The 24,843-nt window shown below is 29.0% G+C and carries 26 protein-coding genes; 12 read left to right on the top strand and 14 right to left on the bottom strand.

All coding sequences use genetic code 11. From position 1 onward, the window contains the following. Window positions 1-126: 126 nt before the first annotated feature. The gene (gene rpsO / locus L8X36_RS00750) at window positions 127-399 is read right to left on the bottom strand and encodes a 30S ribosomal protein S15 (protein ID WP_012661650.1); all 273 of its coding nucleotides are present in this window, start codon (window positions 397-399) and stop codon (window positions 127-129) included. Between the two features lie 175 nt (window positions 400-574). On the opposite strand from rpsO, the gene L8X36_RS00755 reads away from it, so the two are divergent. From L8X36_RS00755 to L8X36_RS00775, 5 genes are read left to right on the top strand one after another with little or no spacing between them, the layout of a single operon-like run. After that, on the top strand, window positions 575-979 hold the full coding sequence (locus tag L8X36_RS00755) for an Rrf2 family transcriptional regulator (protein ID WP_263663184.1): 405 nt from the start codon (window positions 575-577) through the stop codon (window positions 977-979). Next, window positions 972-3,131: a flagellar biosynthesis protein FlhA gene (gene flhA / locus L8X36_RS00760; RefSeq protein WP_263682145.1), complete on the top strand. Its 2,160-nt coding sequence runs from the start codon at window positions 972-974 to the stop codon at window positions 3,129-3,131. The genes L8X36_RS00755 and flhA overlap by 8 nt, the downstream gene beginning before the upstream one ends. A 9-nt stretch (window positions 3,132-3,140) precedes the next feature. Next, on the top strand, window positions 3,141-4,193 hold the full coding sequence (locus L8X36_RS00765) for a DHH family phosphoesterase (RefSeq protein ID WP_039618500.1): 1,053 nt from the start codon (window positions 3,141-3,143) through the stop codon (window positions 4,191-4,193). Continuing rightward, window positions 4,177-4,413: a hypothetical protein gene (locus L8X36_RS00770; RefSeq protein ID WP_066008728.1), complete on the top strand. Its 237-nt coding sequence runs from the start codon at window positions 4,177-4,179 to the stop codon at window positions 4,411-4,413. Before L8X36_RS00765 ends, L8X36_RS00770 begins: the two co-directional genes overlap by 17 nt. Continuing rightward, on the top strand, window positions 4,410-5,039 hold the full coding sequence (locus L8X36_RS00775) for a hypothetical protein (protein ID WP_263682146.1): 630 nt from the start codon (window positions 4,410-4,412) through the stop codon (window positions 5,037-5,039). The genes L8X36_RS00770 and L8X36_RS00775 overlap by 4 nt, the downstream gene beginning before the upstream one ends. On the opposite strand, the gene L8X36_RS00780 is transcribed toward L8X36_RS00775, so the two are convergent. After that, complete coding sequence (locus L8X36_RS00780; protein WP_256374638.1) at window positions 5,028-5,159, bottom strand: hypothetical protein; 132 nt, start codon at window positions 5,157-5,159, stop codon at window positions 5,028-5,030. The genes L8X36_RS00775 and L8X36_RS00780 overlap by 12 nt on opposite strands. Before the next feature lie 239 nt (window positions 5,160-5,398). Between L8X36_RS00780 and L8X36_RS00785 the strand changes: the two genes are divergently transcribed. The 3 genes from L8X36_RS00785 to dnaK are packed head-to-tail and all read left to right on the top strand — an operon-like array spanning window position 5,399 to window position 8,572. Next, window positions 5,399-6,181 (top strand): HrcA family transcriptional regulator, encoded by a 783-nt coding sequence (locus L8X36_RS00785; protein ID WP_263682147.1) that lies wholly within the window; start codon window positions 5,399-5,401, stop codon window positions 6,179-6,181. Beyond that, window positions 6,178-6,687, top strand: a complete 510-nt coding sequence (gene grpE / locus L8X36_RS00790) for a nucleotide exchange factor GrpE (RefSeq protein ID WP_263682148.1) — start codon at window positions 6,178-6,180, stop codon at window positions 6,685-6,687. The genes L8X36_RS00785 and grpE overlap by 4 nt, the downstream gene beginning before the upstream one ends. Window positions 6,688-6,709: 22 nt before the next feature. After that, entirely contained in the window at window positions 6,710-8,572 is a 1,863-nt protein-coding gene (dnaK, locus tag L8X36_RS00795; RefSeq protein ID WP_263682149.1) for a molecular chaperone DnaK, read from the top strand. Between the two features lie 31 nt (window positions 8,573-8,603). Here the strand turns inward: dnaK and L8X36_RS00800 are convergent, their stop codons facing one another. Genes L8X36_RS00800 through L8X36_RS00810 form a run of 3 tightly spaced genes read right to left on the bottom strand, consistent with a single transcriptional unit; the run spans window position 8,604 to window position 10,667 of the window. Beyond that, on the bottom strand, window positions 8,604-9,257 hold the full coding sequence (locus L8X36_RS00800; protein ID WP_047208365.1) for a DNA/RNA non-specific endonuclease: 654 nt from the start codon (window positions 9,255-9,257) through the stop codon (window positions 8,604-8,606). Continuing rightward, window positions 9,254-9,697, bottom strand: a complete 444-nt coding sequence (locus L8X36_RS00805; protein WP_263682150.1) for a GatB/YqeY domain-containing protein — start codon at window positions 9,695-9,697, stop codon at window positions 9,254-9,256. Before L8X36_RS00805 ends, L8X36_RS00800 begins: the two co-directional genes overlap by 4 nt. Before the next feature lie 10 nt (window positions 9,698-9,707). Continuing rightward, window positions 9,708-10,667 carry a Ppx/GppA family phosphatase gene (locus tag L8X36_RS00810; protein WP_263682151.1) on the bottom strand — a complete coding sequence of 320 codons (960 nt, stop codon included), beginning with the start codon at window positions 10,665-10,667 and terminating at the stop codon, window positions 9,708-9,710. A gap of 55 nt (window positions 10,668-10,722) precedes the next feature. Here L8X36_RS00810 and L8X36_RS00815 point away from each other — a divergent pair, with 55 nt between their 5' ends. From L8X36_RS00815 to L8X36_RS00825, 3 genes are read left to right on the top strand one after another with little or no spacing between them, the layout of a single operon-like run. Beyond that, on the top strand, window positions 10,723-11,490 hold the full coding sequence (locus L8X36_RS00815; protein ID WP_263682152.1) for a pyridoxine 5'-phosphate synthase: 768 nt from the start codon (window positions 10,723-10,725) through the stop codon (window positions 11,488-11,490). Next, window positions 11,487-12,587: a 4-hydroxythreonine-4-phosphate dehydrogenase gene (gene pdxA / locus L8X36_RS00820; RefSeq protein WP_263682153.1), complete on the top strand. Its 1,101-nt coding sequence runs from the start codon at window positions 11,487-11,489 to the stop codon at window positions 12,585-12,587. The genes L8X36_RS00815 and pdxA overlap by 4 nt, the downstream gene beginning before the upstream one ends. 46 nt (window positions 12,588-12,633) lie before the next feature. Then, window positions 12,634-14,154: an inorganic phosphate transporter gene (locus tag L8X36_RS00825; RefSeq protein ID WP_263682154.1), complete on the top strand. Its 1,521-nt coding sequence runs from the start codon at window positions 12,634-12,636 to the stop codon at window positions 14,152-14,154. Here L8X36_RS00825 and mnmH read toward each other — a convergent pair. From mnmH to L8X36_RS00860, 7 genes are read right to left on the bottom strand one after another with little or no spacing between them, the layout of a single operon-like run. Beyond that, window positions 14,149-15,132 carry a tRNA 2-selenouridine(34) synthase MnmH gene (gene mnmH / locus L8X36_RS00830; RefSeq protein WP_263682155.1) on the bottom strand — a complete coding sequence of 328 codons (984 nt, stop codon included), beginning with the start codon at window positions 15,130-15,132 and terminating at the stop codon, window positions 14,149-14,151. The two genes, L8X36_RS00825 and mnmH, sit on opposite strands and share 6 nt — an antisense overlap. Then, window positions 15,125-15,613: an HIT family protein gene (locus tag L8X36_RS00835; protein WP_263682156.1), complete on the bottom strand. Its 489-nt coding sequence runs from the start codon at window positions 15,611-15,613 to the stop codon at window positions 15,125-15,127. Before L8X36_RS00835 ends, mnmH begins: the two co-directional genes overlap by 8 nt. Further along, window positions 15,613-16,215: an indole-3-glycerol-phosphate synthase TrpC gene (locus L8X36_RS00840; protein WP_263682157.1), complete on the bottom strand. Its 603-nt coding sequence runs from the start codon at window positions 16,213-16,215 to the stop codon at window positions 15,613-15,615. Before L8X36_RS00840 ends, L8X36_RS00835 begins: the two co-directional genes overlap by 1 nt. Beyond that, on the bottom strand, window positions 16,200-17,435 hold the full coding sequence (locus L8X36_RS00845; RefSeq protein WP_263682158.1) for a tetratricopeptide repeat protein: 1,236 nt from the start codon (window positions 17,433-17,435) through the stop codon (window positions 16,200-16,202). The genes L8X36_RS00840 and L8X36_RS00845 overlap by 16 nt, the downstream gene beginning before the upstream one ends. After that, on the bottom strand, window positions 17,411-17,782 hold the full coding sequence (locus L8X36_RS00850; protein ID WP_263674548.1) for a YkgJ family cysteine cluster protein: 372 nt from the start codon (window positions 17,780-17,782) through the stop codon (window positions 17,411-17,413). Before L8X36_RS00850 ends, L8X36_RS00845 begins: the two co-directional genes overlap by 25 nt. Further along, a complete protein-coding gene (locus tag L8X36_RS00855; protein ID WP_263682159.1) occupies window positions 17,772-18,464 on the bottom strand; it encodes a tRNA1(Val) (adenine(37)-N6)-methyltransferase in 693 nt (230 codons plus the stop codon). The genes L8X36_RS00850 and L8X36_RS00855 overlap by 11 nt, the downstream gene beginning before the upstream one ends. Beyond that, window positions 18,458-19,402: an NAD(P)-binding domain-containing protein gene (locus L8X36_RS00860; protein WP_263682160.1), complete on the bottom strand. Its 945-nt coding sequence runs from the start codon at window positions 19,400-19,402 to the stop codon at window positions 18,458-18,460. Before L8X36_RS00860 ends, L8X36_RS00855 begins: the two co-directional genes overlap by 7 nt. Before the next feature lie 117 nt (window positions 19,403-19,519). Here L8X36_RS00860 and L8X36_RS00865 point away from each other — a divergent pair, with 117 nt between their 5' ends. After that, complete coding sequence (locus L8X36_RS00865; protein WP_263682161.1) at window positions 19,520-20,629, top strand: DUF4268 domain-containing protein; 1,110 nt, start codon at window positions 19,520-19,522, stop codon at window positions 20,627-20,629. A gap of 14 nt (window positions 20,630-20,643) precedes the next feature. Here the strand turns inward: L8X36_RS00865 and L8X36_RS00870 are convergent, their stop codons facing one another. Continuing rightward, on the bottom strand, window positions 20,644-24,156 hold the full coding sequence (locus tag L8X36_RS00870; protein WP_263682162.1) for an acyl-[ACP]--phospholipid O-acyltransferase: 3,513 nt from the start codon (window positions 24,154-24,156) through the stop codon (window positions 20,644-20,646). A 69-nt stretch (window positions 24,157-24,225) separates the two neighbouring features. Next, complete coding sequence (locus tag L8X36_RS00875; RefSeq protein WP_263682163.1) at window positions 24,226-24,834, bottom strand: NAD(P)H-dependent oxidoreductase; 609 nt, start codon at window positions 24,832-24,834, stop codon at window positions 24,226-24,228. Between the last annotated feature and the right edge of the window lie 9 nt (window positions 24,835-24,843).

The raw sequence follows: 24,843 nt of genomic DNA on the forward strand, positions 1-24,843 counted from the left end.
TGCTTAGAAGGTAAATTCACACTGTGAAACTCTTGTGAATAAAACGATGAAATTTTGAAAACTTAAATTAAAGTAGTAGTAAATAAATGTAATAAAAAATATATTAAAGATAAATAAGCACGAAGCTTATTTATCTCTTAAGTTTAATTCGCTAATTAATTTAGAATAAGCTTGATAATCTTTTCTTTTTAGATAAGATAAAAGTCTTTTTCTTTGACCAACAAGCTTTAAAAGACCTAAGCGAGAAGAAAAATCTTTTTTGTAGATTTTTAAATGTTCTGTTAAATCTGAAATTCTTGCGCTTAAAAGTGCGATTTGAACTTCTGGAGAACCTGTATCTCCTTCTTTTCTAGCAAATTTTGCAACTATTTCTGCTTTTTTAGCCGAATCTAAAGCCATAATAGACCTCCTGAGCGGTATTAAAATAAAAATTGTAATTATAACTAAAAAACCAAAAAGAATGCTGAAATTTAAAAAATATGAAATTTAATATTTATCGATACTTATTTTTGATATAATAAAAATTTTTATTAATAACCAATAATATATTTTATTTATAACTTGAAAGGAACAAATGTTATTTACCAAAGCTAGCGAATATGCTTTATTATCTTTAATTCATATAGCAAAATCCCAAGAACCACAAGATGTAGATACTATGTCAAATGTCTTAGATATACCTAAAAGTTTTTTAGCAAAAATTTTACAAGCTCTTGCTAAAGATGCACTTTTGAAGTCTTACAAGGGAGCTAAGGGTGGTTTTGCGCTTATTAAGCAGCCAAGTGAATACACTTTAAAAGAAATTATCAATAGCGTAGAGAAAAAATCTATTAATGTTTTTGAATGTAGTAATGGAATTTGTCCTTCTCAAAAAGAGGATAATTGCAAAATTATGCCAGTTTTAGTGAAACTTCAAAATAAGATAGATGATTTTTTAGTTTCTATTACCTTAGAGGATATTATTCAAAATAATGGCTAAAAGAGATATTTTTAGCTTAGTATTGCCTTGGGTTGCTCCGCTTGTTGCACCTATTTTAAAGGCAAAAAGTTTAACTATAGTAGCCGTAATTATTGCAATTTTAGCAATTATTATAGTGCCTTTACCAAGTATAGTTTTAGACTTTTTTCTTGCTTTAAGTATTGCCATTTCGGTTTTAATTATTTTAATTTCTTTGTATATACCAAAGCCTACGGATTTAACAACTTTTCCAACGTTGATTTTGATCATCACACTTTTTAGACTTTCGCTTAATATTGCTACAACGCGTATGATTTTGAGTGAGGGTCATCAAGGTCCAGCAGCTGTTAGTGATATAGTGGCAAGTTTTGGTGAATTTGTTGTTGGTGGCAATTATGTTATAGGTATGGTTGTTTTTTGTATTTTGGTTTTGATTAATTTTATGGTTGTAACCAAAGGTAGTACAAGGGTTTCTGAGGTTCAAGCAAGATTTACCCTTGATGCAATGCCAGGTAAGCAGATGGCTATTGATGCGGATTTAAATGCAGGTTTGATTGATGAAAAAACTGCACGCGCAAGACGCCAAGAAATTATAGCCGAAGCAAATTTTTATGGAGCAATGGATGGTTCTTCTAAATTTATAAAAGGGGACGCTGTTGCTGGGATTATTATCACCATTGTAAATTTAATTGGCGGGTTTATGATAGGTTATTTTCAGCATGATATGGAGCTTGGAGAATGTGCTTCAACTTATACTATATTAACAATAGGTGATGGACTTGTTTCTCAAATTCCTGGGCTTATCACTTCAACAGCAACTGCAATTATCATCACGCGTGCTAGTAAAGATGAGGATAATTTTGCTGAAGGTTCTATTAATCAGCTTTTAGGAGAATACAAAACACTATTAATTGTAGGTTTTGTTTTATTTATTTTTGCTTTAGTGCCTGGTTTACCACATTTTTCTTTGGGTTTTATGGCTTTGGTGTTTTTGGGTCTTGGTTATATGATAAAACAAGTGCAAGAAGGTAAAATTCAAATCAATACAATTTCGGCTAAAAAATCCCAAGAAGTTGATGAGCAAGAGCAAGCTAAACCTCAAAAACGCAGTGAGGAAGAAATTTTAAAAGAAGAAGAAAACAAAATCACAGATATTTTAAAATTAGAAATTTTAGAATTAGAATTAGGCTATGGACTTATTAAATTAGCAGAAAGTGAATTAACAGAGCGTATTAGATCAACAAGACGCAATATAGCTCAAAGTTTAGGCTTTTTGATGCCAAAAATTAGAATTAGAGATAATTTACAATTAAAGCCTAATGAATATACTTTTAAACTCAAAGGTGTGGGCATAGCTAGTGCTGAAATTTATCCTGATAAATATCTAGCTATGGATAGTGGTTTTATAACTGAACCTATCGAAGGTATAGCTACTAAAGAACCTGCTTTTAATTCTGATGCTTTATGGATAGAATCATCTTTAAAAGATGAGGCAACGCTAAATGGTTATATTGTAATTGATCCAGCAAGTGTGATTTCAACCCATATGAGCGAGCTTATAAAAGCCAATGCTTCAGAACTTTTAACTAAACAAGAGGTTCAAAATTTATTAGATAAAATCAAAAATGATTATCCTATCGTAGTAGATGATTGTTTAAGAGTTGCTAGTATAGGTTTAATTCAAAAAGTTTTAAAAGCTTTACTTAAAGAGCATATTCCTATTAAAGATATGCTTACGATTTTAGAATCAATTAGTGATATAGCTGAAGTAAGTAAGAGTTTGGATATGATTATTGAGCATGTAAGAGCTTCTTTAGCAAGAGCAATTACAAATTTATATGTGGATGAAAAAGGGCAAATTAGCTTTTATATTTTTGATGCAGCTGCGGCTGCAAAATTAATGGAGCATGTGCAGTTTAAAGATGGTTCGTATCATTTAATGATAAATGTAGCTCAAACTGGCGCTTTAGTAGAAGCTTTAAAAGCTGAACTTGCAAGTGTAGCAAATACAAGAATTAAACCTTTCTTGCTTTGTGTTGAGCCGCAACTTAGAAAATTTATTGCTGATATTTGTTCTAATTTTGGTATTAATATTACAGTTTTAAGTTTTGCTGAGATTGCAGAAAATACCAAATTTGAAACAGAAGGTATCATAAAAGTTGATAATTTATAAAGGAAAAATATGAAAATTTATCATCTTTCACATACGGATTTAGATGGCTATGCTTGTCAGTATGTGCTAGATTTTTATTTTAAGAATTGTTATTTTTATAATTCTAATTATGGTAAAGAGATTAATGAAAATTTTAATGTGATTTTTAAAAATATAGAGGAAGATTTAAAGCAAAATCCTAATGAAGAATTTGTGATTTTAATCACAGATTTAAATTTAACATTAAGTCAATGTGAAGATTTTCAAAAAGCCATAGAAGGAAAAAAAATTAAGCTTTTACTTTTAGATCATCATCAAAGTGGCTTAGAATGTATGCAAAAATATCCTTGGTATTTTTTAGATGATAAAAGATGTGCTACTAAGATTGTTTATGATTTTTTTAGTAAATGTTATGGCGAAAATAAGGCTTTGTCAGAATTTGTAGATGTGGTAAATGCAGTAGATATTTGGTTGAGTGAAGATGAGAATTTTGAACTTGGAAAAGTATTGCTTGGTATGGTTTCTGGAGCAAAAGAAATCAATAGAGTAATGTTTGCACAAGAAAATATCAAATATCTTTTTTATCTTTTTGATGTTTGTAGAAAATACATTCATCAAAAAAATGCTCATATTAATTTAGATGATGATTTACATGGTTTAAAAAAATCTTTTTTCAAAAAAGAAAATGATGACACCTTAAGCAATTTAATTTCCAAATTTGTGGTAGAAAGACTAAGTGTAAATAAAGAAAAATTTAGTGTATTTTATAAAGGAAGTAAAGGTTTATTAACTTCAAATATAGGCAATACTTCTGTAATTGGAAATGATTTTTTAATGCAAAATCCCGATTTTGATTTTTTTGTTGATCTTAGTTCGAGAAAAACCTTAAGTTTTAGAGCAAATAATAAAATCGATGTGAGTTTGATGGCTAAAAGTTTGGTCAATGGGGGAGGGCATAAAAATGCTAGTGGTGGATTGTTTGCTGCGTATAAAGATAGCTCTAATTATGATTTCATAAAAGCACAATTTGTAGATTTAATTAAAAGCAAAGAATTAAAGGAAAACAATGAAAACAAATCATGATTTTAAAGAAGAAATAGAAAATTTACAATATGAATTAAGCATAGTTTTAGAGGCAATGCTTTTGTTTGCTGGGGTAAAAAGAGCAAAATTAGAAAAAGCAATTGGAGTTTATATTGACTGTATTGATGAGGTTTGTCAAAATACTCAAAAAGAAGGAGTTGATGAGATCTTAGAAGTAGTAGAGTACTTAAAAAATCATCATAAAGATTTATTTGAATGAAAATTTTTTTATTGCTTTTTGCGGGAATTTTTTCTTATGCAAATATCTATGAAGATTTAAGTGATTTTGCTTATAATAAGCAAAACACGCTAAATTTAAACTCAAGTCAAGCTTTATTTTTAGAATACAAACAAAACAAACAAGCTTGTGTAGATATAGTACTTGCTAAAGATAAGGCTTTTGTGGTTAAAATTTATCCATTGTGTGAAAATTTAAACGAAAAAAGTCTAAATGAATACTTAAATACGCAATTTATAAGCTTATACACTAAAGATTTATCAAAACTAAGAAAAGAAATTGCTGATATTAAAAACATAATGCGTGATTTTATGATTTATTATACCTTACATCAATCTTTTGCAAATGAAATTAAAAAAATGAGTAAAAATTATAAATTACAAGTGTATGAACTAGATGAGAAAAAAGGTGGAAAAATTCTTTACAAGGTTAATAATCACGCTTGTGTAGTTTTTGATTTATATTTAGATGAAAATTTGCAAGCTAGTATGCAAATAAGCGGAATGGAAAATTTAGATAAAACTTGTATGGAGTTAATCTCATCTCCTGATTTTAAAGACTTATCTTTTACAAAAGAAGGTATGAAAAAATATAAATTAAAAAACTAATCTAAAAAATCTTAAATAATATAATTTTAAAATTCTACTTAAAGCCATTTTTTTTCTTTCTATATTAGAAAACACATAAGCTTCTAGATCTTGCTTTTCTCTTAAAGTAAGATTTTTCATTATTATAAACCTTTTAAAAAATATTGCTAGACGCAATTATATTATCTTTTCTTTTAAAAAAACTGAAAAAGAAATTTTTATATATTATATATAAATAACTAAATAAACTTTAGTTATATAGACTAAATAATTTTAAATATTTTTATTTAAAAATAACTTGACATTATTATACTAAAGTTGTATAATTATTTTGTCACTTAAAAACATTGAGTGCTAAAATAAAAAACTAAGGTTTTATAGTGAAGTCTTATAGTAAAAAAGATTTAATTTTAAAAACCATCATTGAGACCTATTTAGAGGGTAATAATCCTGTGGGTTCTAATGAGTTAAATCATAAAGTTAGCATACCTGCTTCTACTATAAGAGTTTATTTTAAAAAATTAAGCGATGAGGGTGTATTAACACAACTTCACATTAGCAGTGGTCGCATACCAACTTTTACTGCTATGAAGGCTTATTGGTATGAGCAACTTTGCGAAGATGAGATTGTGATTAACGATCTTGCTTTGCTAGAGTTTTTGCTTGATAAGTTTGAAATTTATACCTTAGTTTATGGTGGTGATGAGCTTATTTTGCAAGATATTACTAAGGTTAATGATAAATTTATCATACTTGATTTTGGACAAAATGAGTTGGTTTTAAGATTTAGTCAAGATAGTTTAATTTTTTTACAAAGACTTATAGGACTTGATCTAAAAAGTATTGAAAATTTAGCTTTTAGAGTTGAGTTTAAAGAGTTGTTAGAAAAAATTGCTATGTTAAAAGGGGCTATGGTTTATTATAGATATAATGAGAGTAAAGCTTATCAAATTTATCAAAATGATGAATTTGCTAAGCTTTTATCTCCTCAAATTGGATTTTATTTTAACGATAAATTGCAATTTGATCCTTTATTTGAAGAGGGTTTTATGGGATTAAAGCTTAAGAGTACATTTTTAGGTAAAGAATCTAATGTGGTTTTTGCCGGTAGTGTGTATTCTGATTTTAAAACAATGTTAAATATTATAAAGGAGGCTGCGTGAGCGAAGAAAAGCAAAATGAGCAAATGCAAGAAGAAGCAGTGGAAAATTCAGAAAATCAAAACAATGAATTAGAAAAACTTCAAGCAGAGTATAATGAGTTAAAAGATACTTATTTAAGAGCAAATGCTGAATTTGAAAATATCAAAAAAAGAATGGAAAAAGAAAAAATTGCAGCAACAATTTATGCAAATGAAAGTTTTGCTAAAGATTTGCTTGATGTAGTTGATGCATTAGAGGCGGCTATTAATGTAGAAGCTAATGATGAATTAAGTTTGAAAATAAAAGAAGGGGTTCAAAACACTTTAGATTTGCTTTTGAAAAAACTTGAAAAACATATGGTTAAAGCAATAGAAGCAAATGGTGAGTTTGATCCAAATTTACATGAAGCGATGTTTCATGTTGAAAGCGCTGATCATGAAAGCAATCATATCGTTCAGCTTTTACAAAAGGGCTATATGATGAATGATAGAGTAATTAGATCAGCAAAAGTTAGTGTTGCAAAATAAAATTTAATAAAAAGGATAAAAAATGGCAAAAGTTATAGGTATAGATTTAGGTACAACAAATTCTTGTGTGAGTGTATATGAAAGAGGTGAGAGTAAAGTTATCCCAAATAAAGAAGGTAAAAACACTACTCCTTCGGTAGTTGCTTTTACAGATAAGGGAGAAGTTTTAGTTGGAGATAGTGCTAAGCGTCAAGCTGTGACTAATCCTGAAAAAACTATTTATTCTATAAAAAGAATTATGGGTTTGATGATCAATGAAGAAGCGGCAAAAGAAGCTAAAAATCGCTTACCTTATCATATCACAGAGAGAAATGGGGCTTGTGCGATTGAAATAGCAGGTAAAATTTATACTCCACAAGAAATTTCAGCAAAAGTTTTAATGAAGTTAAAAGAAGATGCAGAGGCTTTCTTGGGTGAAAAAGTAGAAGATGCGGTTATTACTGTTCCTGCATATTTTAATGATGCACAAAGAAAAGCTACAAAAGAAGCAGGACAAATTGCAGGATTGAATGTATTAAGAATTATTAACGAACCAACTGCAGCAGCTTTGGCTTACGGACTTGATAAAAAAGAAAGTGAAAAAATTGTAGTTTATGATTTAGGTGGTGGTACATTTGATGTTACTGTGCTTGAAACAGGTGATAATGTTGTAGAAGTTTTAGCAACCGGTGGTAATGCATTTTTAGGTGGTGATGATTTTGATAATAAATTAATCGACTTTTTAGCAAATGAGTTTAAAGATGAAACAGGTATTGATCTTAAAAACGATGTAATGGCTTTACAAAGATTAAAAGAAGCAGCTGAAAATGCTAAAAAAGAATTAAGTTCAGCTAATGAAACTAATATTAATTTACCATTTATCACAGCTGATGCAAGTGGTCCAAAACACTTAACTAAAACTCTAACAAGAGCTAAATTTGAAAGTATGATTGATGGCTTAGTTGCTGAAACTATTAGTAAGATTAACGAAGTAGTAAAAGATGCAGGGCTTGATAAAAGCGAAGTAAAAGAAATCGTTATGGTGGGTGGTTCTACCCGTGTTCCACTGGTACAAGAAGAAGTTAAAAAAGCTTTTGGAAAAGAGCTTAATAAATCAGTAAATCCTGATGAAGTTGTTGCAATAGGTGCGGCGATTCAAGGTGCGGTTATTAAAGGTGATGTTAAAGATGTATTATTGCTTGATGTTACTCCGCTTTCTTTAGGCATTGAAACTTTAGGTGGTGTGATGACTAAAATCATCGAAAAAGGTACAACTATACCAACTAAAAAAGAGCAAGTTTTCTCAACTGCTGAAGATAATCAAAGCGCAGTTACTATCAATGTTTTACAAGGTGAGAGAGAATTTAGCCGTGATAATAAATCTTTAGGAAATTTCAATCTTGAAGGAATTCCACCAGCACCTCGCGGCATGCCACAAATTGAAGTAACTTTTGATATTGATGCAAATGGTATTTTAACAGTTAGCGCAAAAGATAAAGCTACAGGTAAAGCTCAAGAGATTAAAATCACAGGTTCAAGTGGACTAAGTGAAGAAGAAATCAACAACATGGTAAAAGATGCAGAGCTTCACAAAGAAGAAGATAGAAAACGCAAAGAAGCAGTAGAAGCTAGAAATGCTGCTGATAGCTTAGTGCATCAAGTAGAAAAATCTTTAAGTGAACTTGGAGATAAAGTAGGTGATGATGATAAAACAAATATTCAAAAAGCTTTAGATGAGTTAAAAGAGACATTGAAAAATGCTAATGCTTCTAAAGAAGAAATCGAAGGCAAAATGAAAGCTTTAAGTGAAGTTTCTCATAAATTAGCAGAAAATATGTATAAAAAAGAAGAACCAAACGCTCAAAAGAAAAAAGACGATGATGTAATCGATGCTGAAGTTGAGTAAAAACTAAACTAGAAGCCTTGTTGCTTCTAGTTTAATCAATATATTTTTTACAATCTTCCTTAAAATAATTTCTATCAAATCTTGCAAAATTATCATTATTTGGTACTTTATAACATTCACTGAAATTTTTAGCCTTAAGAATTTTGACATAAAAACTAGGAATGGCTATGTTGTTTTTAATGCGTTTTGGCTTATCATCATAAAGTACTAAATTTAAGACTTCTAATTCTTTATTTTTCTTTGCTAAATATCTTTCTCTTTGTTCGATTTCATTCCAAATTTCTGCATTAATATCTTTTTTTTGCGGAGTTATGTTGCTCATTAAAAAAGTGCTAAGTTGAGCTTGTGGGGTTGCATTCATGGATTGATTTGGCACGACATGTCCTCTTGTATAACCACTTCTTAAATAATCCTCCCAATAAGTTCTGTATTTTTTAGGTATGTTGGTATCTTCTTGAAATCTTGGGCGTTTTTTGATGTGTCCTTGATTTAAAATTTTAGCTTCTAGTTTATAGGCAATAGCCTTAGTGCCTTTATAATTATAATCATAACAATTAATATAATAATATTTATCCATCAATAAAGAGCAGTCTTTAAAATAAGCTTTAAAGCTAGGATGTAATTCATATTGAGTATAAGCAAAAGAGCTTAAAGCTAAGGCACAAAGTGTTAAAACTTTTTTCATGCTAAAAGCTTTCTTACCATTTCATTAAGTCTTTTACCATCAACGCTTGCGCCAAAAATTACTTTAGCTTCTTTCATCAAAATACCTTGTTCTTTTAAAGAGCTAATTTGTAATTTATCTATAAGTTTTTTTAGCTCACTTTCTAATTCCTCATCGCTAAGTTGTTTTGGTAAATAAGCACTTAAAATAGCTGCTTCTTGGAGTTCTTTTTGTGCTAAATCTTCTCTAGAGCCTTTGTTAAAAGCAAGTGCTGCTTCATTTCGTTTTTTAATCTCGCTTGCAATGATTTTATATATTCTTTCATCATTAAGTGTGATTCTTTCATCAACTTCTATTTGTTTAAAGCTAGCATTAAGCGTTCTCAAAGTGTTTCTTTTAAAATCATCTTTATTACGCATAGCTTCTTTAATATCTTCTAAAATTTGATCTTTTAAACTCATTTTTTCTCCTTTAAAATTTGATATTTTTAAAATGCGCTATACACACACCTTCTCTAACACCATCATCAATCACAATGAGCTTTTGCTTATTAAATAAAGCAAAAAGTATCATTGAACCTGCTATGAGGTATTTTTTTCTATTTTCTCCAAGATAAATTTTAGCTTTTTCTTGTTCTAAATTCCAAATTTTTAAAGCAAAATCAAAAAAATCTTTGCGTTTGAGTATTTTACCATTTACACTTTCTTCTAAGTAATCTTTGTATTTTGTGTTTTGTTTATAAGCGCAAAGTGTGGTAGGTACTCCTGAATTTAATATGAAAAAATTTCCTTTTAATTTTATATCTTTACTAAGATTAAAAGCTTTTAGGGCAAGTTGTTTTAAATGCGCAGGGTAGGGGCTTAGATGAATTTTTAATTTTTCATCTTTAATACGTGCAAGATTTTGTGGATATTTTTTAAAAAATCTTACATAAGCACTTGGTTTTATGGTTTTAAAATGCATTCTTTCATAAAAACTAATGATTCCAAAATCATAACTTTTGCTAAACTTTTCATTTGAAATTTCACAAGAAGCACCGCCTAAATCACAATAGTTTAGGTCTTTTCTAAAAAGCTTAAGAGCTTTAAGACGCTCTTGCATACCTAAAATACTTAGTTTTGCTTCGGTTTTTGCATCGATTAATTTTACATCAAGTTTAAATTCTTTTTGAATTTTTTCAAAAATAAGCTTAGTATTTTTTGCTTTTCTAAAAGCAGCTGTAGCGACTGCTTTGGCTTGACTTAAATCATAGTTTTTTTCTTTTAAGATTTTTAAAGCGTTAAAAATTCTTTCTATGGCTTCATCGCTAATGATGTCATTTTGCATATTTTTAGCTGTCCCTATGATAAATTCTTCGCTTTTTAGTTTATTAAAATTCTCATCCATTAAAACAGCTCTTAATGTATTTGAACCCATATCAATACCTAGCACTAGCTCTCCTTAAAAAATTTAAAGTATAATAGCAAAAAACTTATAAGGAAAACTTATGCTTTTAGGGGTTAATATCGATCATATAGCAGTTTTAAGAGAAGCTAGAAAAGTAAATGATCCTGATTTGCTTGAAGCTGCGTTTTTGAGTGCAAATTTAGCTGATCAAATCACTATCCATGTAAGAGAAGATCGTCGTCATGCTAATGAGTTTGATTTAGAAAATATCTTAAAATATTGCAAGTGTGTAGTGAATTTAGAATGCTCTATTGATATGATAGAGTATGCTTTAAAATACAAACCCTCACGCGTTACTTTAGTGCCTGAAAAAAGACAAGAACTTACAACAGAAGGTGGTTTAAATTTAGATAATGAAAAACTACAAGAAGCTATTAATGTTTTAAAGCAAGAGCAAATCGAAGTTTCTTTATTTATTGATCCAAATTTAGAAGATATTAAAAAATCATCTTCTTTAAATGCTGATTTTATAGAGCTTCATACAGGTTTGTATGCTAATATTTATAATGCACTATATACTAATATCAATCAAACTTCTTATGCATTGCCTGAATTAATTTTAAGTAAAAATGAACTCAAAAAGCTTTTGGAAAATGAACTCCAAAGATTAAAACAAAGTGCAAGTTTGGCTAAGGATTTAAATTTAAGAGTGGCAGCTGGACATGGGCTTAATTATAAAAATGTAAAAAATATCGTAGATATTTTAGAAATAGAAGAGTTAAATATAGGCCAAAGTATAGTAGCAAGATCGGTTTTTGTGGGCTTAGAAAAAGCTATATTGCAAATGAAAGCTTTGATTAAAAGATGAAAAAAATTGCTATTAGCATAGGGGATTTAAATGGCATAGGTATGCAAATTTTATTAGCTTGTCATGATGAGCTAGTAAAAATTTGCGAGCCTTATTATTTTGTGCATTATGAATTATTTCAAAAAGCAAATAAACTTTTGAAAATAAATCCTAAATCTAAAATCAATTTAGTTGAAATTTCTAATGCTTCAAAACCACAATTTGCTTTTAAAGAAGAAAAAGAAAATTTTTTAATTTATGAGTTTTCATATCAAGCTAGTAAAATTATTGATTTTGATTTTGAGTTAAATCCTGCGAATTTAGACGCTAAAAGTGGGGTTTATTCTTTTTTAAGTTTTGAAGGAGCTAGTTATTGCACACATTTATTTTTAGATGCTTTGGTAACTTTACCGATTAATAAAAAGACTTGGCAAATAGGGGGAGTGAACTATAAAGGTCATACTGAGGCATTAAGAGATTTTTTCAAACAAGATGCTATTATGATGTTAGGGTGTGATGAGCTTTTTGTGGCTTTATATACTGAGCATATGGCTTTAAGAGATGTTTTTAAAGAGATTAAGGCTTTTGAGCTTGCGCAATTTTTAATTAATTTTTATCAATGCACTTTATTTGAGAAAATCGGTGTTTTAAGTTTTAACCCTCATGCAAGTGATAATGGTGTAATAGGTGGAGAAGAAGAGCAGGAAATAAAAAAAGCTATAAGAATGGCAAATGTATTTTTAAAAGATTGTGCGTTAAATTTGCAAAATTTAGAAAATGAAGATTTTTTAAGTCAAAAAGAAAAAGAACTCTCTTATAAGGAAAATATTTATTTAAGTGAGCCTTTGGTGGCTGATAGTGCTTTTACTCCTTTTGCGTTAAGTAAATGCAAGTATTTGGTGAGTATGTACCATGATGTAGGCTTGGCACCTTTAAAGGCTTTGTATTTTGAAAAAAGTATTAATGTGAGTTTAAATTTACCTATAATTCGCACTAGCGTTGATCATGGAACAGCTTATGATAGGGCATATAAAAATGAAAAAATTAATTTACAAAGTTATATGCAAGCAGTGAAATCTGCTTTGCAATTTTTAAAAATCAAAGAAAAAACTAAGTAAAAGTTACTAAAATTAATTCATTAAAATAAATTCTTAAGGAGAATGCTTGAGTAAAGATAATGCTATTGCATTTTTTATTTTTATTGTGAGTGTTTTATGCTTTTTTGTTTGGGGATATAATTATATTCCTAATAATTCCATGATATTATTTATTCTTGCTAGTGTATTTGGTATTTTCATGGCCTTTAATGTTGGTGGTAATGATGTAGCAAATTCATTTGGTACTAGCGTGGGAGCTAAAACTGTTACTATAAAACAAGCTTTGATTATTGCAGCGGTATTTGAATTAAGTGGGGCTGTATTTGCAGGGGGAGAAGTAACAAATACTATAAGAAGTGGTATAGTAGTTTTACCTGATGGAATTAATCCTATGGTGTTTGTATGCGTAATGCTCTCAGCTTTGCTAAGTTCAGGAATTTGGCTTTTTGTGGCGACTAAAAAAGGACTTCCAGTTTCTACTACTCATAGTATTATAGGAGGTATTGTAGGTTCAAGTATTGCTATGGGCTTTGTATTTTTTGATCAAGATCAAGCATTATCTATGGTAAATTGGAATGGTATTTATAAAATAGCTATGAGTTGGATTATTTCGCCTTTGCTTGGCGGGCTTGTGGCGTATTTAATTTATGCTTATATTTATAAAAAAATCCTAAAGCCATCAGAAGAAATAACTCTTGTAGTAAAAGAAATCAAAAAAGAAAAAAAAGCATTTAAAGAAGAATATTTTAAAAATTTAAAAAACAAAAGTCAAGAAGAGCAAATCAAAGAACTTAGTGCTATTGTTTTAGATGATGATGAAAAAAGAAGTGAATATAAGTTAAAAATCAAAGAATTAAAAGAAAAAGAAAAAAACATAGATGTTTTCTCAAGAATGAAATTTCACGTTCCTTTAATAGCAGGTGTAGGTGCATTGACTATTGCTTCCATGTTTTTGTTTAAGGGTTTAAATAATGTTTCTACTTTAGATGTAATGCAAAATTTATGGATAGTATCGATTATCTCTATTTTTGCTTATATTGTTACTTTGGCAGTTGTGAGATTGATGAAAAAAACGCAGGTTAATAAGACTATAGAAAAGATTTTTTCATGGTTTCAAATTTTTACTGCTTCAAGTTTTGCTTTTTCGCATGGAGCTAATGATATAGCTAATGCTCTTGGACCATTTGCTGCTATTTTAGATGTACTTAAAAATAACACCATTAATCCTAGCTCACCAGTGCCTTTTGCTGTAATGCTTATGTTTGGTATAGCTTTGGTTATTGGACTTTGGTTTTTAGGTAAAGAAGTTATTCAAACTGTGGGTTCAAAACTTGCCGAAATTAAACCAACAACAGGCTTTAGTGCTGAACTTGGCGCAAGTGTTGTTATACTTTTAGCTACCCAACTTGGAATTCCAGTTAGCTCAACCCATATTTTAATTGGTGCAATTTTAGGTATAGGAGTATTTAATAAAGATGCTAAATGGGCTATGATGAAACCTATTGGTTTAGCATGGGTGATTACTTTACCGGTTGCTGGAATTCTTTCAAGCATTATTTTTATTATCTTTGTAAATACAATCTTATGAGTTTAAACTCATAAGATGTTTTTTAGCTTCATCTAAATTAGAACTATTGATAAAATAATCAATTTTTACGGGTTTTTTATATACTTTATCATAATATTCAAAAAGCATTTTTACACAAAGTTCTAAATTATTTTCTTCATAATTTTGACAAAGTCTTAATTTAAAATCCTTGCTGATATAAGGTGATATTTTTTCAACGCATTGATAAAATACTTTTTTATCCATAGGAGTGTAGTTTTTCAAAACTCTTTGAATGCGTAAATTTATATCACACTCACACCAAATTTTCTTAGCTTTTTGCATGCTATTGTATAAATTTAGCGGGATAGTTAAATTTCCAATTTGTCTACTTTCAGCTTCTATAAAACAAGTTTTATAAGTATAATCTTTTAAAAAATAAAACAATTCATCTTCAAAAGCTTTTTGGCTTGGTTGTTCTCCGTAAATTTTACCAAAACTTGATCCTTGGTGGTTGGCTAGTTTTTCTAAATCTAAAGCATTATCTAAAGTTTGGATTAAATCACTTTTGCCACTTGCTGTATTACCACAAAGACATAAAAACTCAATATTTAAATCTTTAGTAAAAAACTCACTCACATAGCTTCTATAGGCTTTGTATCCACCTTCTAATCTTACAACCCTATAACCAAGTTCAGCTAAGATTAAAGCAATAGCTTTTGATCTTTTACCACCCCTTGCACAATAAATTCCCACTAAAGAGCCTATTTTATAATTTTGATAAATTTTATTAATATGCTCACTCATATTTTTACAAATATAACTTGCGCCTTTTGCTTTAGCTAAGCCTTTATTTTTCTTATAAAGTGTGCCTATTTCTTCAAATTCATTATCATTGAGTGCGTAGTAATTTTGCGCAGATTTTATATGAGCAAGTTTGTATTCTTTGGGACTTCTTGCATCAATTAAAAGATCGAAATTAAATTTTAAAAAATTTCCAAAATCAACTTCTTTATACATAGTCTTTAAAAGCTTTACATAAGGTGGTATAAACTTTTTCCAAATCGCTCCCGCAAACTCTAGTTTGTCCTATGGTAGTGATAAAATTTGTATCGCCTTGCCATCTTGGGATTAAATGATAATGACAATGTGGTGCTATGCCAGCTCCTGCTGCGCTGCCTAAATTCATACCTATATTAACACCCTTAGCATGAAAGTTTTCTTTTAAAATTTTAACTCCAATACGCACAAAATGGCTAATTTCTAGCCATGTATCATCACTTAAATCTTCTATATTTTCTAAATGCTCATAAGGGATAATCATAAAATGACCCGGACTATAAGGGTACTTATTCATAATGCCAAAACATTCTTTAGTTCTAAAAATCACTCCAAGTTTTTCATCTTCATTAAGTTCATGCTTACAATGACAAAAAGGGCAAAAATTTTTATCTTTATTGTTAAAATAAACATCCCTCCAAGGTGCGTATAAATACTCCATCAACTCTCCTTTATGCAAGCATGTAGATTTTTAATATTTTTACTTATAAGAGCTTTATTTTTTGGTATCAAAGGTAATAGCTTTTCATCTTCTAATAAAAAAATTCTAGCTCCTGCTAAAATAGCATTATTAAGGTCACTTTTGCTTTCAAGGTAAAAAATGGCCTCTAAACCAAGATGTATTGCAAAATTATAAAGCTTTTTTAGTTGCATGGTTTTTAGCATTTTAGGAAATACAATAAATGCATCAGCCCCGTATACCAAGCTTTCTAAAATTTGATATTCATCAAAAATAAAATCAAATTGCACAATAGGTTTTTCATGATAGCGTCTAAAAAGACTTAAATTTTGTATGTCTTGATTAAGCAAAGGGCTTGTTGGTAAGATGATGGCATCGAAATTTTCATGATTAAAATTTAAATTTTTAGAATATAAAAAATGTGAAAGGCTTCCTTCAAGTAAAAGTGTATAAATATCTTTAGGATAAAAGGCATTAGAAGCTAGACTTCTACCTAACATATCATAAGGAAAAATTTCTTTTTTACTTTCAAGAATTTTTTGTGTTTTTGAAAAATGATTTTTTAAATCTATTGTTTTAAACATTTTTCGATGGCCTTTAAATGCTCTTTGCTTTCATCTGAGCTTGAAAATTCTTTATCATGCAGTGTTTTTTGCAAAATTTCATAAGCCTTTTTGCAATCTTTAAGTTTATAATACCCCCAAGCTAAAGAATCAAGATAGTAAAGATTTTGTGGTTCTTGTTCAAGCGCCCAGCCTACTAACTCTATACCTTTGGCTATATCAATATCATATTCAATTAAAGCATAGCCATAGTAGTTTTGATATAAAGCATCACTGCGCACATCTACGCTTTGTTCAAATTTTTTCATGATAGAGGCTAGAATTTTTGGGTCCGTGACTTTTTTACTTTTAGGATCCATATGAATTTCAAATTCTAAAACACCTGCCATAGAAAGATATTTTTTATCTTTGCTAAGTTCATAATGTTTTAAAGCTATTTCATAAGCTTTTTCATAATCTTTTGTTTGTGTGTATAAGAAAATTTTAGTATCAGGATCTATGTTATATTTTTGGGTTAAATTTAGAGCCTGAGTATAATTTTTTTCTTGTACTAGTAATTCTATCATAGCGTAGATGTATTTAATGTCATTGTTGAGTTTATATAGCTTTTCAAGGGTTTGGATGCTTGCTTTATAATCTTTTTGTTCTTGATAAATTTTTAAAAGTAGGGTGCATGTTTTAAGGGTGCAGTGTGAGTTTTTTACAAATTCTTCTAAGGTCTTTTTAGCTTGGTTGATATTTTTATTTTTGATATTAATTTCAACTATTTTAAGTAATAAATTTTCATGTTCAAAAAGCTTATAAGCAAGATTGTATTGTTCTAAAGCTTTAGTATATAAAGCTTTTTTGGCAAAAATATCGCCTAATATTTCATAATTTCTATAATCTTGTTCTTCTTTAATGAGTTTATAAAGTATAGCTTCAGCTTGTTTATAATCTCCTATTTCAAAAAAATATAAAGCATTTAATCTTGCAATAGCTGTGTGTTCTAAAAAGTCTTTAGAAGCTTTTAAAAGCTCATCTTTTTGTTTTAAATTGGCACTTAAGGCTAAAAGTAAAGCCTTTTGCAAATAAATACTTTCATTATTTTCATGAAATAAATTTGTATAAATATCACATGCTTTTTGAAATTGTCCATGCTCTTCATAAATAAGTGCTTGTAGGATTTTATCTTCACCTTTGGCTAAAGCAAGGCTTGTTAGGATAAAAACTATAATTAGTGAAAGCAAACCCCTATACATTCTTTTTTTAACTCCTCTTTGTGTGTTTTAAAATACTCCCAAAATGGAAAAGTTCTGCATTGTTTTGGTCTATGCTTGTAAATTAAACATTTTTTATACATTGTATCAAAAAAAATACAACGATAGCCATTTTCATACTTTGCTTCTTTAAAGCTATATTTAAATCCAACTTTGATGAGGTATTGTTCTTTAAAGGCTTCAAAGTTTAAATTTAAAAAACTAGCAATAGCTTCTAGTTCTTCTTTGCTAGCATAGATATACCCACTTTCTCCAGTGCAACACTTCCCACCACATTTTTCACAAGCACTTTCATCAAAAGAATAATCAAAACCTTTTTCACACATCATAGCTTATAGTTCCTGTATTTTTATAAATTTCACTAATTTTTGGATTTAAAACATCATTTTCATACATAAAAAGTGTAGGCATTATAGCGCATGGACTTTTGCTATTTTTTTTAATATGCATTAAAACAAGTTTTGCGTTAGTTTGTGCATTAGTATGAACACATTGAAGTGAAACTAGTTTTAATTTAAAATGTTTTAAATAAGCACAAATTTCATCTAAAAAACTTGCCTCATAACACATAAAAAAACTACCATTTGGTTTGATTAAAGTATTTATTTTAGCAAACATTTTCTCAAGTGGCATAAATTCTTGATATCTTGATATACATAAATGCAAATCTTGGCTTTTTTGTGTATTTTTTTTATAAAATGGAGGATTAGAGATTAAAAAATCAAATTTTATATCACTTTTATAGTTTAAAAAATCTTCACAAATGCCTTGAATTTCAAGTTTATTTTCTTTGGCATTTTTATAACTTAGTTTGATATTTTGCTCTTGGATATCTAGTAGATAAACATTTGAATTTGGAAATCTTTGCTTTATTAAAAGTCCTAAAATTCCACAACCACATCCTATATCAAGGATATTTCCTTTTAAATTATTTTTAGATAAAAAGTCAAAAAGCAAAAGGCTATCATTATTATAACGATAGCCTTTTGAGTATTGAAAGAGTTTTAGCATTTATAAAGATGATTGCAGATTTTAAATGAATCATTTAAACCCACTACAATAGAAGCTCCGTTTTTACTCGCTATATCACCTGCTACAAATAATCCTTTTATATTGCTTTCTTTGTTTTCATCAAAGCTTGGCACACCTTTTTCATCAACTTCTATAGAGCATTTTTGTAAGAAATCAAGTGGAGTTGAACCCCCAATAGCATAAATAATACGATCATAAATTTCATTTGTGTCATTAGTAAAATTTACTTTAGCTTTGCCATTTTCATCTTTAATGCCAGTTATATCTATGCCAAGTTTTGCTTTTACACTACCTTGTTCAAAAGCTTTTTGAATATCTTCTAGATTAATATCGTTTAATCTTGAGAAAGTTTCTCTTCTATAGCAAAGCGTTACATCGTTATTTTTAGCTAAATCTATAGCGTATTCTGCTGCTGAATTTCCACCACCTACAACTAAGATTTTTTCACCTTGGCTTGCTGAATTTGCATTAAAATTAATGATTTTTGTTAAAGTTATAGGTAAAGTATAGCTTGGTTTATTTGGTTTACCCATTCTACCTATGGCAATAACTGCATTTTTGCAAATATAATTTTCATTTGCGGTGCTAACGATGAAATTTTCTCCATCTTTTTTAACACTTTCAACTTCACTAGAAAGCTTTACTTCAAGATTGTACTCTTTGATAGTATTTTGGAAAGTTTCTATCGTACTTTCTCTAGTTCCATCTTCAAAATTTATATGCCCGTGATTTGTGCTATCACAACCTTTATAAGCTTTATCTACTCTTTTGCCTTCTTTGTAAAATTTTACTAAGGTTTGACAAATCGCATCAGCTTTTTCTAAAACAATAACTTCTTTATTTTTTATTTTAGCTTCTACTCCCGCTGCAATACCTGCAGGGCCAGCACCAATAACTACCATATCAAAAATTTTCATTATTTCCCTTTTTTAGTATTTTAATGTGTAAATGTATCAAAAAAATGATAATGAAATATAAAAAATCAAAAATATTTTAGTAAAATCCATTAATAAAATTCGAAAAAGGCCTACCTTATGTATAAGATAAATAAATTAGAAAATTCTATTACAAAATTACCAGAAAAAAGTTTTAAAGATTTAAAATTTACAGAAAGAAACAATTTGCAAGAATGGATAGCAAAAAATCCTAGTTGTTTTGGTGAGGATTTGCTTATTATACAGAAAGAATTTCAAGACTTTGATGGCACCAATGAAAGATTAGATTTATTAGCTTTGGATAAAGAAGGCAATTTGGTAATTATAGAAAACAAACGAGATGATAGTGGGAAAGATGTAACTTGGCAAGCACTTAAATATGCTTCTTATTGTTCTACTTTTAGCAAGAGTGATATTGAAAAAATCTATCAACGGTATTTAATAAATGAAAATTACAAGAAAAAATTATGCGAATTTTTTGGTGTTGATGAGGAAAATTATGATGATATAAGAATAGAAAATCAACATCAGCGCATTGTTTTAGTGGCAGCAAATTTTAGAAAAGAAGTAACTTCAGCGGTTTTGTGGCTTATTAATCAAGGCTTGTCTATACAATGTTTTAAAGTTACACCTTATGAATTTAGCCAAGAGTATTTTTTAAATGTAGAACAAATAATACCTATAAAAGAAACACAAGAATACATCATAAAACTAGCAAAAAAAGAACAAGAGCAAAACTTAATCAATAGTTCTCAAAAACAAAGACACAATATAAGATTTAAATTTTGGAGTAAATTGTTAAATAAAATTAAAGAAGAAAAATTTGAACTATTTTCTAATACTAAACCATCAAAAGACAATTGGATTAATACAGGAAGTGGAGCAGGATTTTGCCATTATGCTTTTGTTTTTAATAAAGATTGTGCTAGAGTTGAGCTTTATATAGATAGTAAAGATAAAGAAAAAAACGAATGTATTTTTGATGGTTTTTTAGAATATAAAGAAAAAATAGAAAATCAATTTGGAAAAACATTGATTTGGGAAAGATTGGAAGAAAAAAGAGCTTGTAGAATAAAATATGAAAAAGAATTTGACTCTTATGATGAAGAAAATTGGGATAAGATTATAGAATTTATGATACAAAATATGCAAAAATTAGAAAAAAGCATGAAAGAAATCATTCGTAAGATTAATTTAGAATTAAAATAAGCTAAAGGCTTATTTTAATGAGTTTGCAAGATTTTAGCTAAATCTTTAGCACCTTTTAAATCCACTTTGCCAGAACCTAAAAGTGGAATTTGTTCTACTTTAAAATATCTACTTGGTTTAAAAATAGCAGGCATAGTAGAGTTTTTAATCGCTTCACAAATTCCTTCAAAATCTTGCTCTTGGCATTCTACTAATAAGCATACCATTTCACCTTTTTTATCATCATCTAGCGCAACTGCGCAAAATTTTACTATATCTGTATTGATAAATTTAGCAATTTCTTCTTCTAAAGCTCCTAAAGATATCATTTCTCCACCAATTTTTGCAAAACGAGAATAACGATCTACTATATATAAAAAGCCATCCTCATCTACATGACCTTTATCGCCGGTATTATACCAGCGTATGCCATCGATTTCTTTGATAACTTCATCGGTTTTTTCTTTATTGTTTAAATAACCCACCATAACCTGATGACCACCAATGAGTATTAACCCATCTTCTCCATGATTTAAACTTTCATAAGTAGATGGATCTACTATGCGTATAGCGCTTCCTGGTAAAGGCATACCTACACTACCTTCTTTATTTGCACGGTGTAAAATCCAATAGTCAGGATCAAATTTATTTGGTAAATTTACACTTGCAACTGGAGTGGTTTCAGTGGCTCCATAGCCTTCAAAAATAGGTTTTTTAAATTTCATTTCAAAGGCGCTTCTTACTTCACTTTTGAGTTTTTCAGCACCTGAAACGATAATCCTTAAGCTTTCAAACATAATCGCATCAAGTTTTTTATTTCTTGCATAAATACCTAGAAAAGTTGAAGTAGCACACATAATGCTAACATTATTTTTTACTATAGCTTTTGCTACACCTAGTGCATCTGTTGGATCAGCATGTGTTATGCTTTTAATCCCTTCTAATAAAGGCATAAAAGTAGTTACAGTTAATCCAAAAGCATGAAAAGGTGGCAAAGAAGATAAGACAACATCTTCATTTTTTGCACATAATACATCTGAAATTTGGGCTATATTGCTTAAAATATTACGATTATTTAGCATTACTCCTTTAGGTGTTCCCTCACTACCACTACTAAATAATATAGCAGCTATGGCAAGGTTTTGTTTATTAGGCGCAAATAATGCTTTTATCAAACAAGTAGGTAAGATACTTACTAAAGCAAGCATAGAAAAGATTTTGAGTTTTTGTCTTTTAAAGTTTGCGATAATATCTTCCATAAAAATAATTCTAACATGCTCTTCAAATTCTAGTTTTATGCCTTTATTTTCTAATTTTTCCATAAATTTTCTAGAAGTATAAATTTGTTGAATTTGAGAGCTTTGAATGGCTTGATTTATTGCTTTTACACCTGCTGTGAAGTTTAAATTTACTACGATTTTATTTGCAAGTAATACGGCTAGATTACAAAGAGAGCTAGCCATGGAAGCAGGGAGCAAAATTCCTATACATTCTTCTTTTGGAGCATAGCTTCCTTGGGTAGGTTGTATATTTAACTCATGTGATCTATTTTTTATAAAAGAGCTAAAAACTAAACTTAAAGCAAGCATTTTTCTATAAGTAATACCACCTATTAAAGGATCAACAATAGCTATTTGACTTAAATTTCTTTTAGCACTATCTATCCAAGCTCTAGCTATAGTATGCATACTTTCACATTGAGATTTCCAAGCAATAAATGAAAGTTCAAAAACCTTTGCTTTAACCACTTCTTTTTTAGTGTGTATTGGCAAGCTTTTTCCAAAAGCAATAGCGATTTTTCTTTTGCTTATTTTGCGGTTTCTTGCTGAAAATTCTTCATCACTTCTTGAAAAAGCACTTCCCCAAAGTCCTCTAATATAAAAAGGTAAAATCACTCCATCTTGTTCTTCTAATTTTGAGCAAACTAACTCAAATCCACCTTTAAATTCATTAAGCTGTCCATGGCGTGAAAGCACTCCTTCTGGGAAAAGGCAAACTAAATTTCCATTTTTAATATGCATAGCAATAAGCTCTAAGCTTGATTTGCTAGAAGCGCTTGAAACAGGAATAACTCCAAATTTATCAAGAAAAATTCTAATATACCACTTAGAATAAATGCTTTTTTCCATAACAAAATAAATTTTTCTTGGTATAGCCATTTGCACAATAGCCCAATCTATAAAAGATATATGATTACCAAGTAATAATGCTCCACCTTTTTCAGGAATATTTTCAAAACCTTCTACTAATAAACGATAGCGTTGAAAAAACGCTATACTTATTAATAAACGCACTAAAGAAAAAGGCAATTTACTTAACACATAAATGCTTCCAAAAAATGCCACAGCGATGATAAAATAAAACAAATTTATCACTTCAAATTCAGCATAAGCAGCAAAAGTAGCTAGTGCTAAAAAGCCTAACATAAAAATATTTTGTATGAAATTATTTCCTGCTAAGACTTTTCCTAGTTCATTTTCTTTTGCATGAAATTGTATGAGAGAATTTAAAGGTATGATAAAAAATGCCCCGCTTAAACCAAAAATAAAAAACACTACACTATAACTTAGTAAGTTTTCTAAAAACGACATTAAAATACTCATTAGAAAAATTCCTAAGGCACCTAGTGGTATAAGACCTAATTCGATGTAATTTTTAGAAAACTTACCACTAATAAGCGATCCTATAATCACTCCTATGCCAGAAAAAGCTAAAGAGCATTGTACATAAAAGGTATTTTCTATGAAAAGATCATTTTTTGCATATACAGGAAAACTCACTAAGTAAAGTTGTGATATGGCCCAAAAAAGTGAAATTCCTACAATGCAAAGCCAAATGATTTTATGAGAAAATATTGTTTTTAAATTAGAGGCTAAAAGTTTTCCTTGGAAATATTGTTTTTTGTCAAAACTTAAACTTTTATCTTCTTCTTTTAAACAAGGAAGTTTATAAGCTAAAAAAAGTTCTAATAAAGCAAAAGCTATTAATACAAAACCCAAAGGTGCAATTTGTATTAAAATATCTGAAGGAGTGTTAAAATTTGGATCAAAAAGCATTTCAAAGCTTAGAGAAAATACTGCCATACCCGCTAAAATAGCCACAATACTTACTGCATTTACTGCTCCATTTCCCATAGCTAAAAGCTCTTTTCCTACTAATTCTTTTATAAAACCATATTTTGCAGGAGAGTATAAGGCAGATTGTACTCCCATGATAAAAGTCATTACAAAAGCAAGCCAAAATGCTCCAATATAATAACACAAACAAATAATACAAGTTAATATTACTGAAAATAATGCAGATATTTTCATAATTTTATTTTTAGGAAATTTATCTGCTAAGAATCCAGAAGGCGAAAGCATAAGGATGAAAGGTAAAAGCATCAAAGCATTGACAATAGCGGTTAAAAAAAGTTGGGTGCTATCTTCATAAAATTTATAGATAGTGTTTTGTATAATGATTTTGTGTCCTAAATCTACAAAAGCATTAATAAAAGCTACTGCTAAAAATGGCAATACGCCAAAAATCTTTAAGAAATTTCCTTGCATTTAAAACTCCATTTTATTTTAAAAATATTATTCTATTATATAAAATTTAAATGGAGTTTTGATATTTGATTAATCTTTAAATTCTACCACTTCATCAAATGCAAAACGAGCTTTTTTTGTGCTAATATTTTCTTGGGTATGTCCTAAAGTAATGAGCATAGATACTCTTTGTTTAGCGGTGTCTAAATTTAAATATTGATTGATTTTATCTTTATCAAAACCACCGATAATACATGAGCCCAAATTTAAACTATAAGCAGCATTGATAATATTTGCAATAGCAAGATAACTTTGTTCTTTGGCATAAATAAAACTTTGTTCTAAATCCATTGCATCTAAAAATGGCTTATAAGTTTGCAAGCGTTTGTTTAATTCTTCTTGACTTAAACCTCTCTTTTTTAGTTTTTCTTCAAAATAATCTTTAAAATCAGCCCTTGAAATTACAACTATAATAGCAGCGCAATTTGCTACATGGCTTTGATTGCTAGCTATTTTAGCAATTTCTTTTTTATGTTCATCTTTTTGAAAAACTAAGAATTTCCAAGGTTCAAGTCCTAAGGAGCTAGGAGATAATCTAGCACATTCTAAGATATATTCTAAATTCTCTTTAGAAATTTTTTCTTGGGTGTAAGCTCTAATAGAAGAGCGATTTTGCATTAAATTTAAATAATCTTGCATTATTTTTCC

The organism is Campylobacter sp. CNRCH_2014_0184h, from assembly GCF_025772985.1.
Lineage (GTDB): Bacteria > Campylobacterota > Campylobacteria > Campylobacterales > Campylobacteraceae > Campylobacter_D.

Excerpts from the sequence above, each read along its gene's own strand:
- L8X36_RS00860 (WP_263682160.1), bottom strand. The coding sequence starts at position 19,402 with ATGAAAATTTTTGATATGGTAGTTATTGGTGCTGGCCCTGCAGGTATT.
- flhA (WP_263682145.1), top strand. The coding sequence starts at position 972 with ATGGCTAAAAGAGATATTTTTAGCTTAGTATTGCCTTGGGTTGCTCCG.
- L8X36_RS00775 (WP_263682146.1), top strand. The coding sequence starts at position 4,410 with ATGAAAATTTTTTTATTGCTTTTTGCGGGAATTTTTTCTTATGCAAAT.
- L8X36_RS00765 (WP_039618500.1), top strand. The coding sequence starts at position 3,141 with ATGAAAATTTATCATCTTTCACATACGGATTTAGATGGCTATGCTTGT.
- mnmH (WP_263682155.1), bottom strand. The coding sequence starts at position 15,132 with ATGTATAAAGAAGTTGATTTTGGAAATTTTTTAAAATTTAATTTCGAT.
- L8X36_RS00845 (WP_263682158.1), bottom strand. The coding sequence starts at position 17,435 with ATGTATAGGGGTTTGCTTTCACTAATTATAGTTTTTATCCTAACAAGC.
- L8X36_RS00865 (WP_263682161.1), top strand. The coding sequence starts at position 19,520 with ATGTATAAGATAAATAAATTAGAAAATTCTATTACAAAATTACCAGAA.
- L8X36_RS00800 (WP_047208365.1), bottom strand. The coding sequence starts at position 9,257 with ATGAAAAAAGTTTTAACACTTTGTGCCTTAGCTTTAAGCTCTTTTGCT.
- L8X36_RS00805 (WP_263682150.1), bottom strand. The coding sequence starts at position 9,697 with ATGAGTTTAAAAGATCAAATTTTAGAAGATATTAAAGAAGCTATGCGT.
- L8X36_RS00770 (WP_066008728.1), top strand. The coding sequence starts at position 4,177 with ATGAAAACAAATCATGATTTTAAAGAAGAAATAGAAAATTTACAATAT.
- L8X36_RS00755 (WP_263663184.1), top strand. The coding sequence starts at position 575 with ATGTTATTTACCAAAGCTAGCGAATATGCTTTATTATCTTTAATTCAT.
- rpsO (WP_012661650.1), bottom strand. The coding sequence starts at position 399 with ATGGCTTTAGATTCGGCTAAAAAAGCAGAAATAGTTGCAAAATTTGCT.
- L8X36_RS00840 (WP_263682157.1), bottom strand. The coding sequence starts at position 16,215 with ATGTTTAAAACAATAGATTTAAAAAATCATTTTTCAAAAACACAAAAA.
- L8X36_RS00835 (WP_263682156.1), bottom strand. The coding sequence starts at position 15,613 with ATGGAGTATTTATACGCACCTTGGAGGGATGTTTATTTTAACAATAAA.
- L8X36_RS00815 (WP_263682152.1), top strand. The coding sequence starts at position 10,723 with ATGCTTTTAGGGGTTAATATCGATCATATAGCAGTTTTAAGAGAAGCT.
- L8X36_RS00870 (WP_263682162.1), bottom strand. The coding sequence starts at position 24,156 with ATGCAAGGAAATTTCTTAAAGATTTTTGGCGTATTGCCATTTTTAGCA.
- L8X36_RS00875 (WP_263682163.1), bottom strand. The coding sequence starts at position 24,834 with ATGCAAGATTATTTAAATTTAATGCAAAATCGCTCTTCTATTAGAGCT.
- dnaK (WP_263682149.1), top strand. The coding sequence starts at position 6,710 with ATGGCAAAAGTTATAGGTATAGATTTAGGTACAACAAATTCTTGTGTG.
- L8X36_RS00850 (WP_263674548.1), bottom strand. The coding sequence starts at position 17,782 with ATGATGTGTGAAAAAGGTTTTGATTATTCTTTTGATGAAAGTGCTTGT.
- pdxA (WP_263682153.1), top strand. The coding sequence starts at position 11,487 with ATGAAAAAAATTGCTATTAGCATAGGGGATTTAAATGGCATAGGTATG.
- L8X36_RS00780 (WP_256374638.1), bottom strand. The coding sequence starts at position 5,159 with ATGAAAAATCTTACTTTAAGAGAAAAGCAAGATCTAGAAGCTTATGTG.
- L8X36_RS00855 (WP_263682159.1), bottom strand. The coding sequence starts at position 18,464 with ATGCTAAAACTCTTTCAATACTCAAAAGGCTATCGTTATAATAATGAT.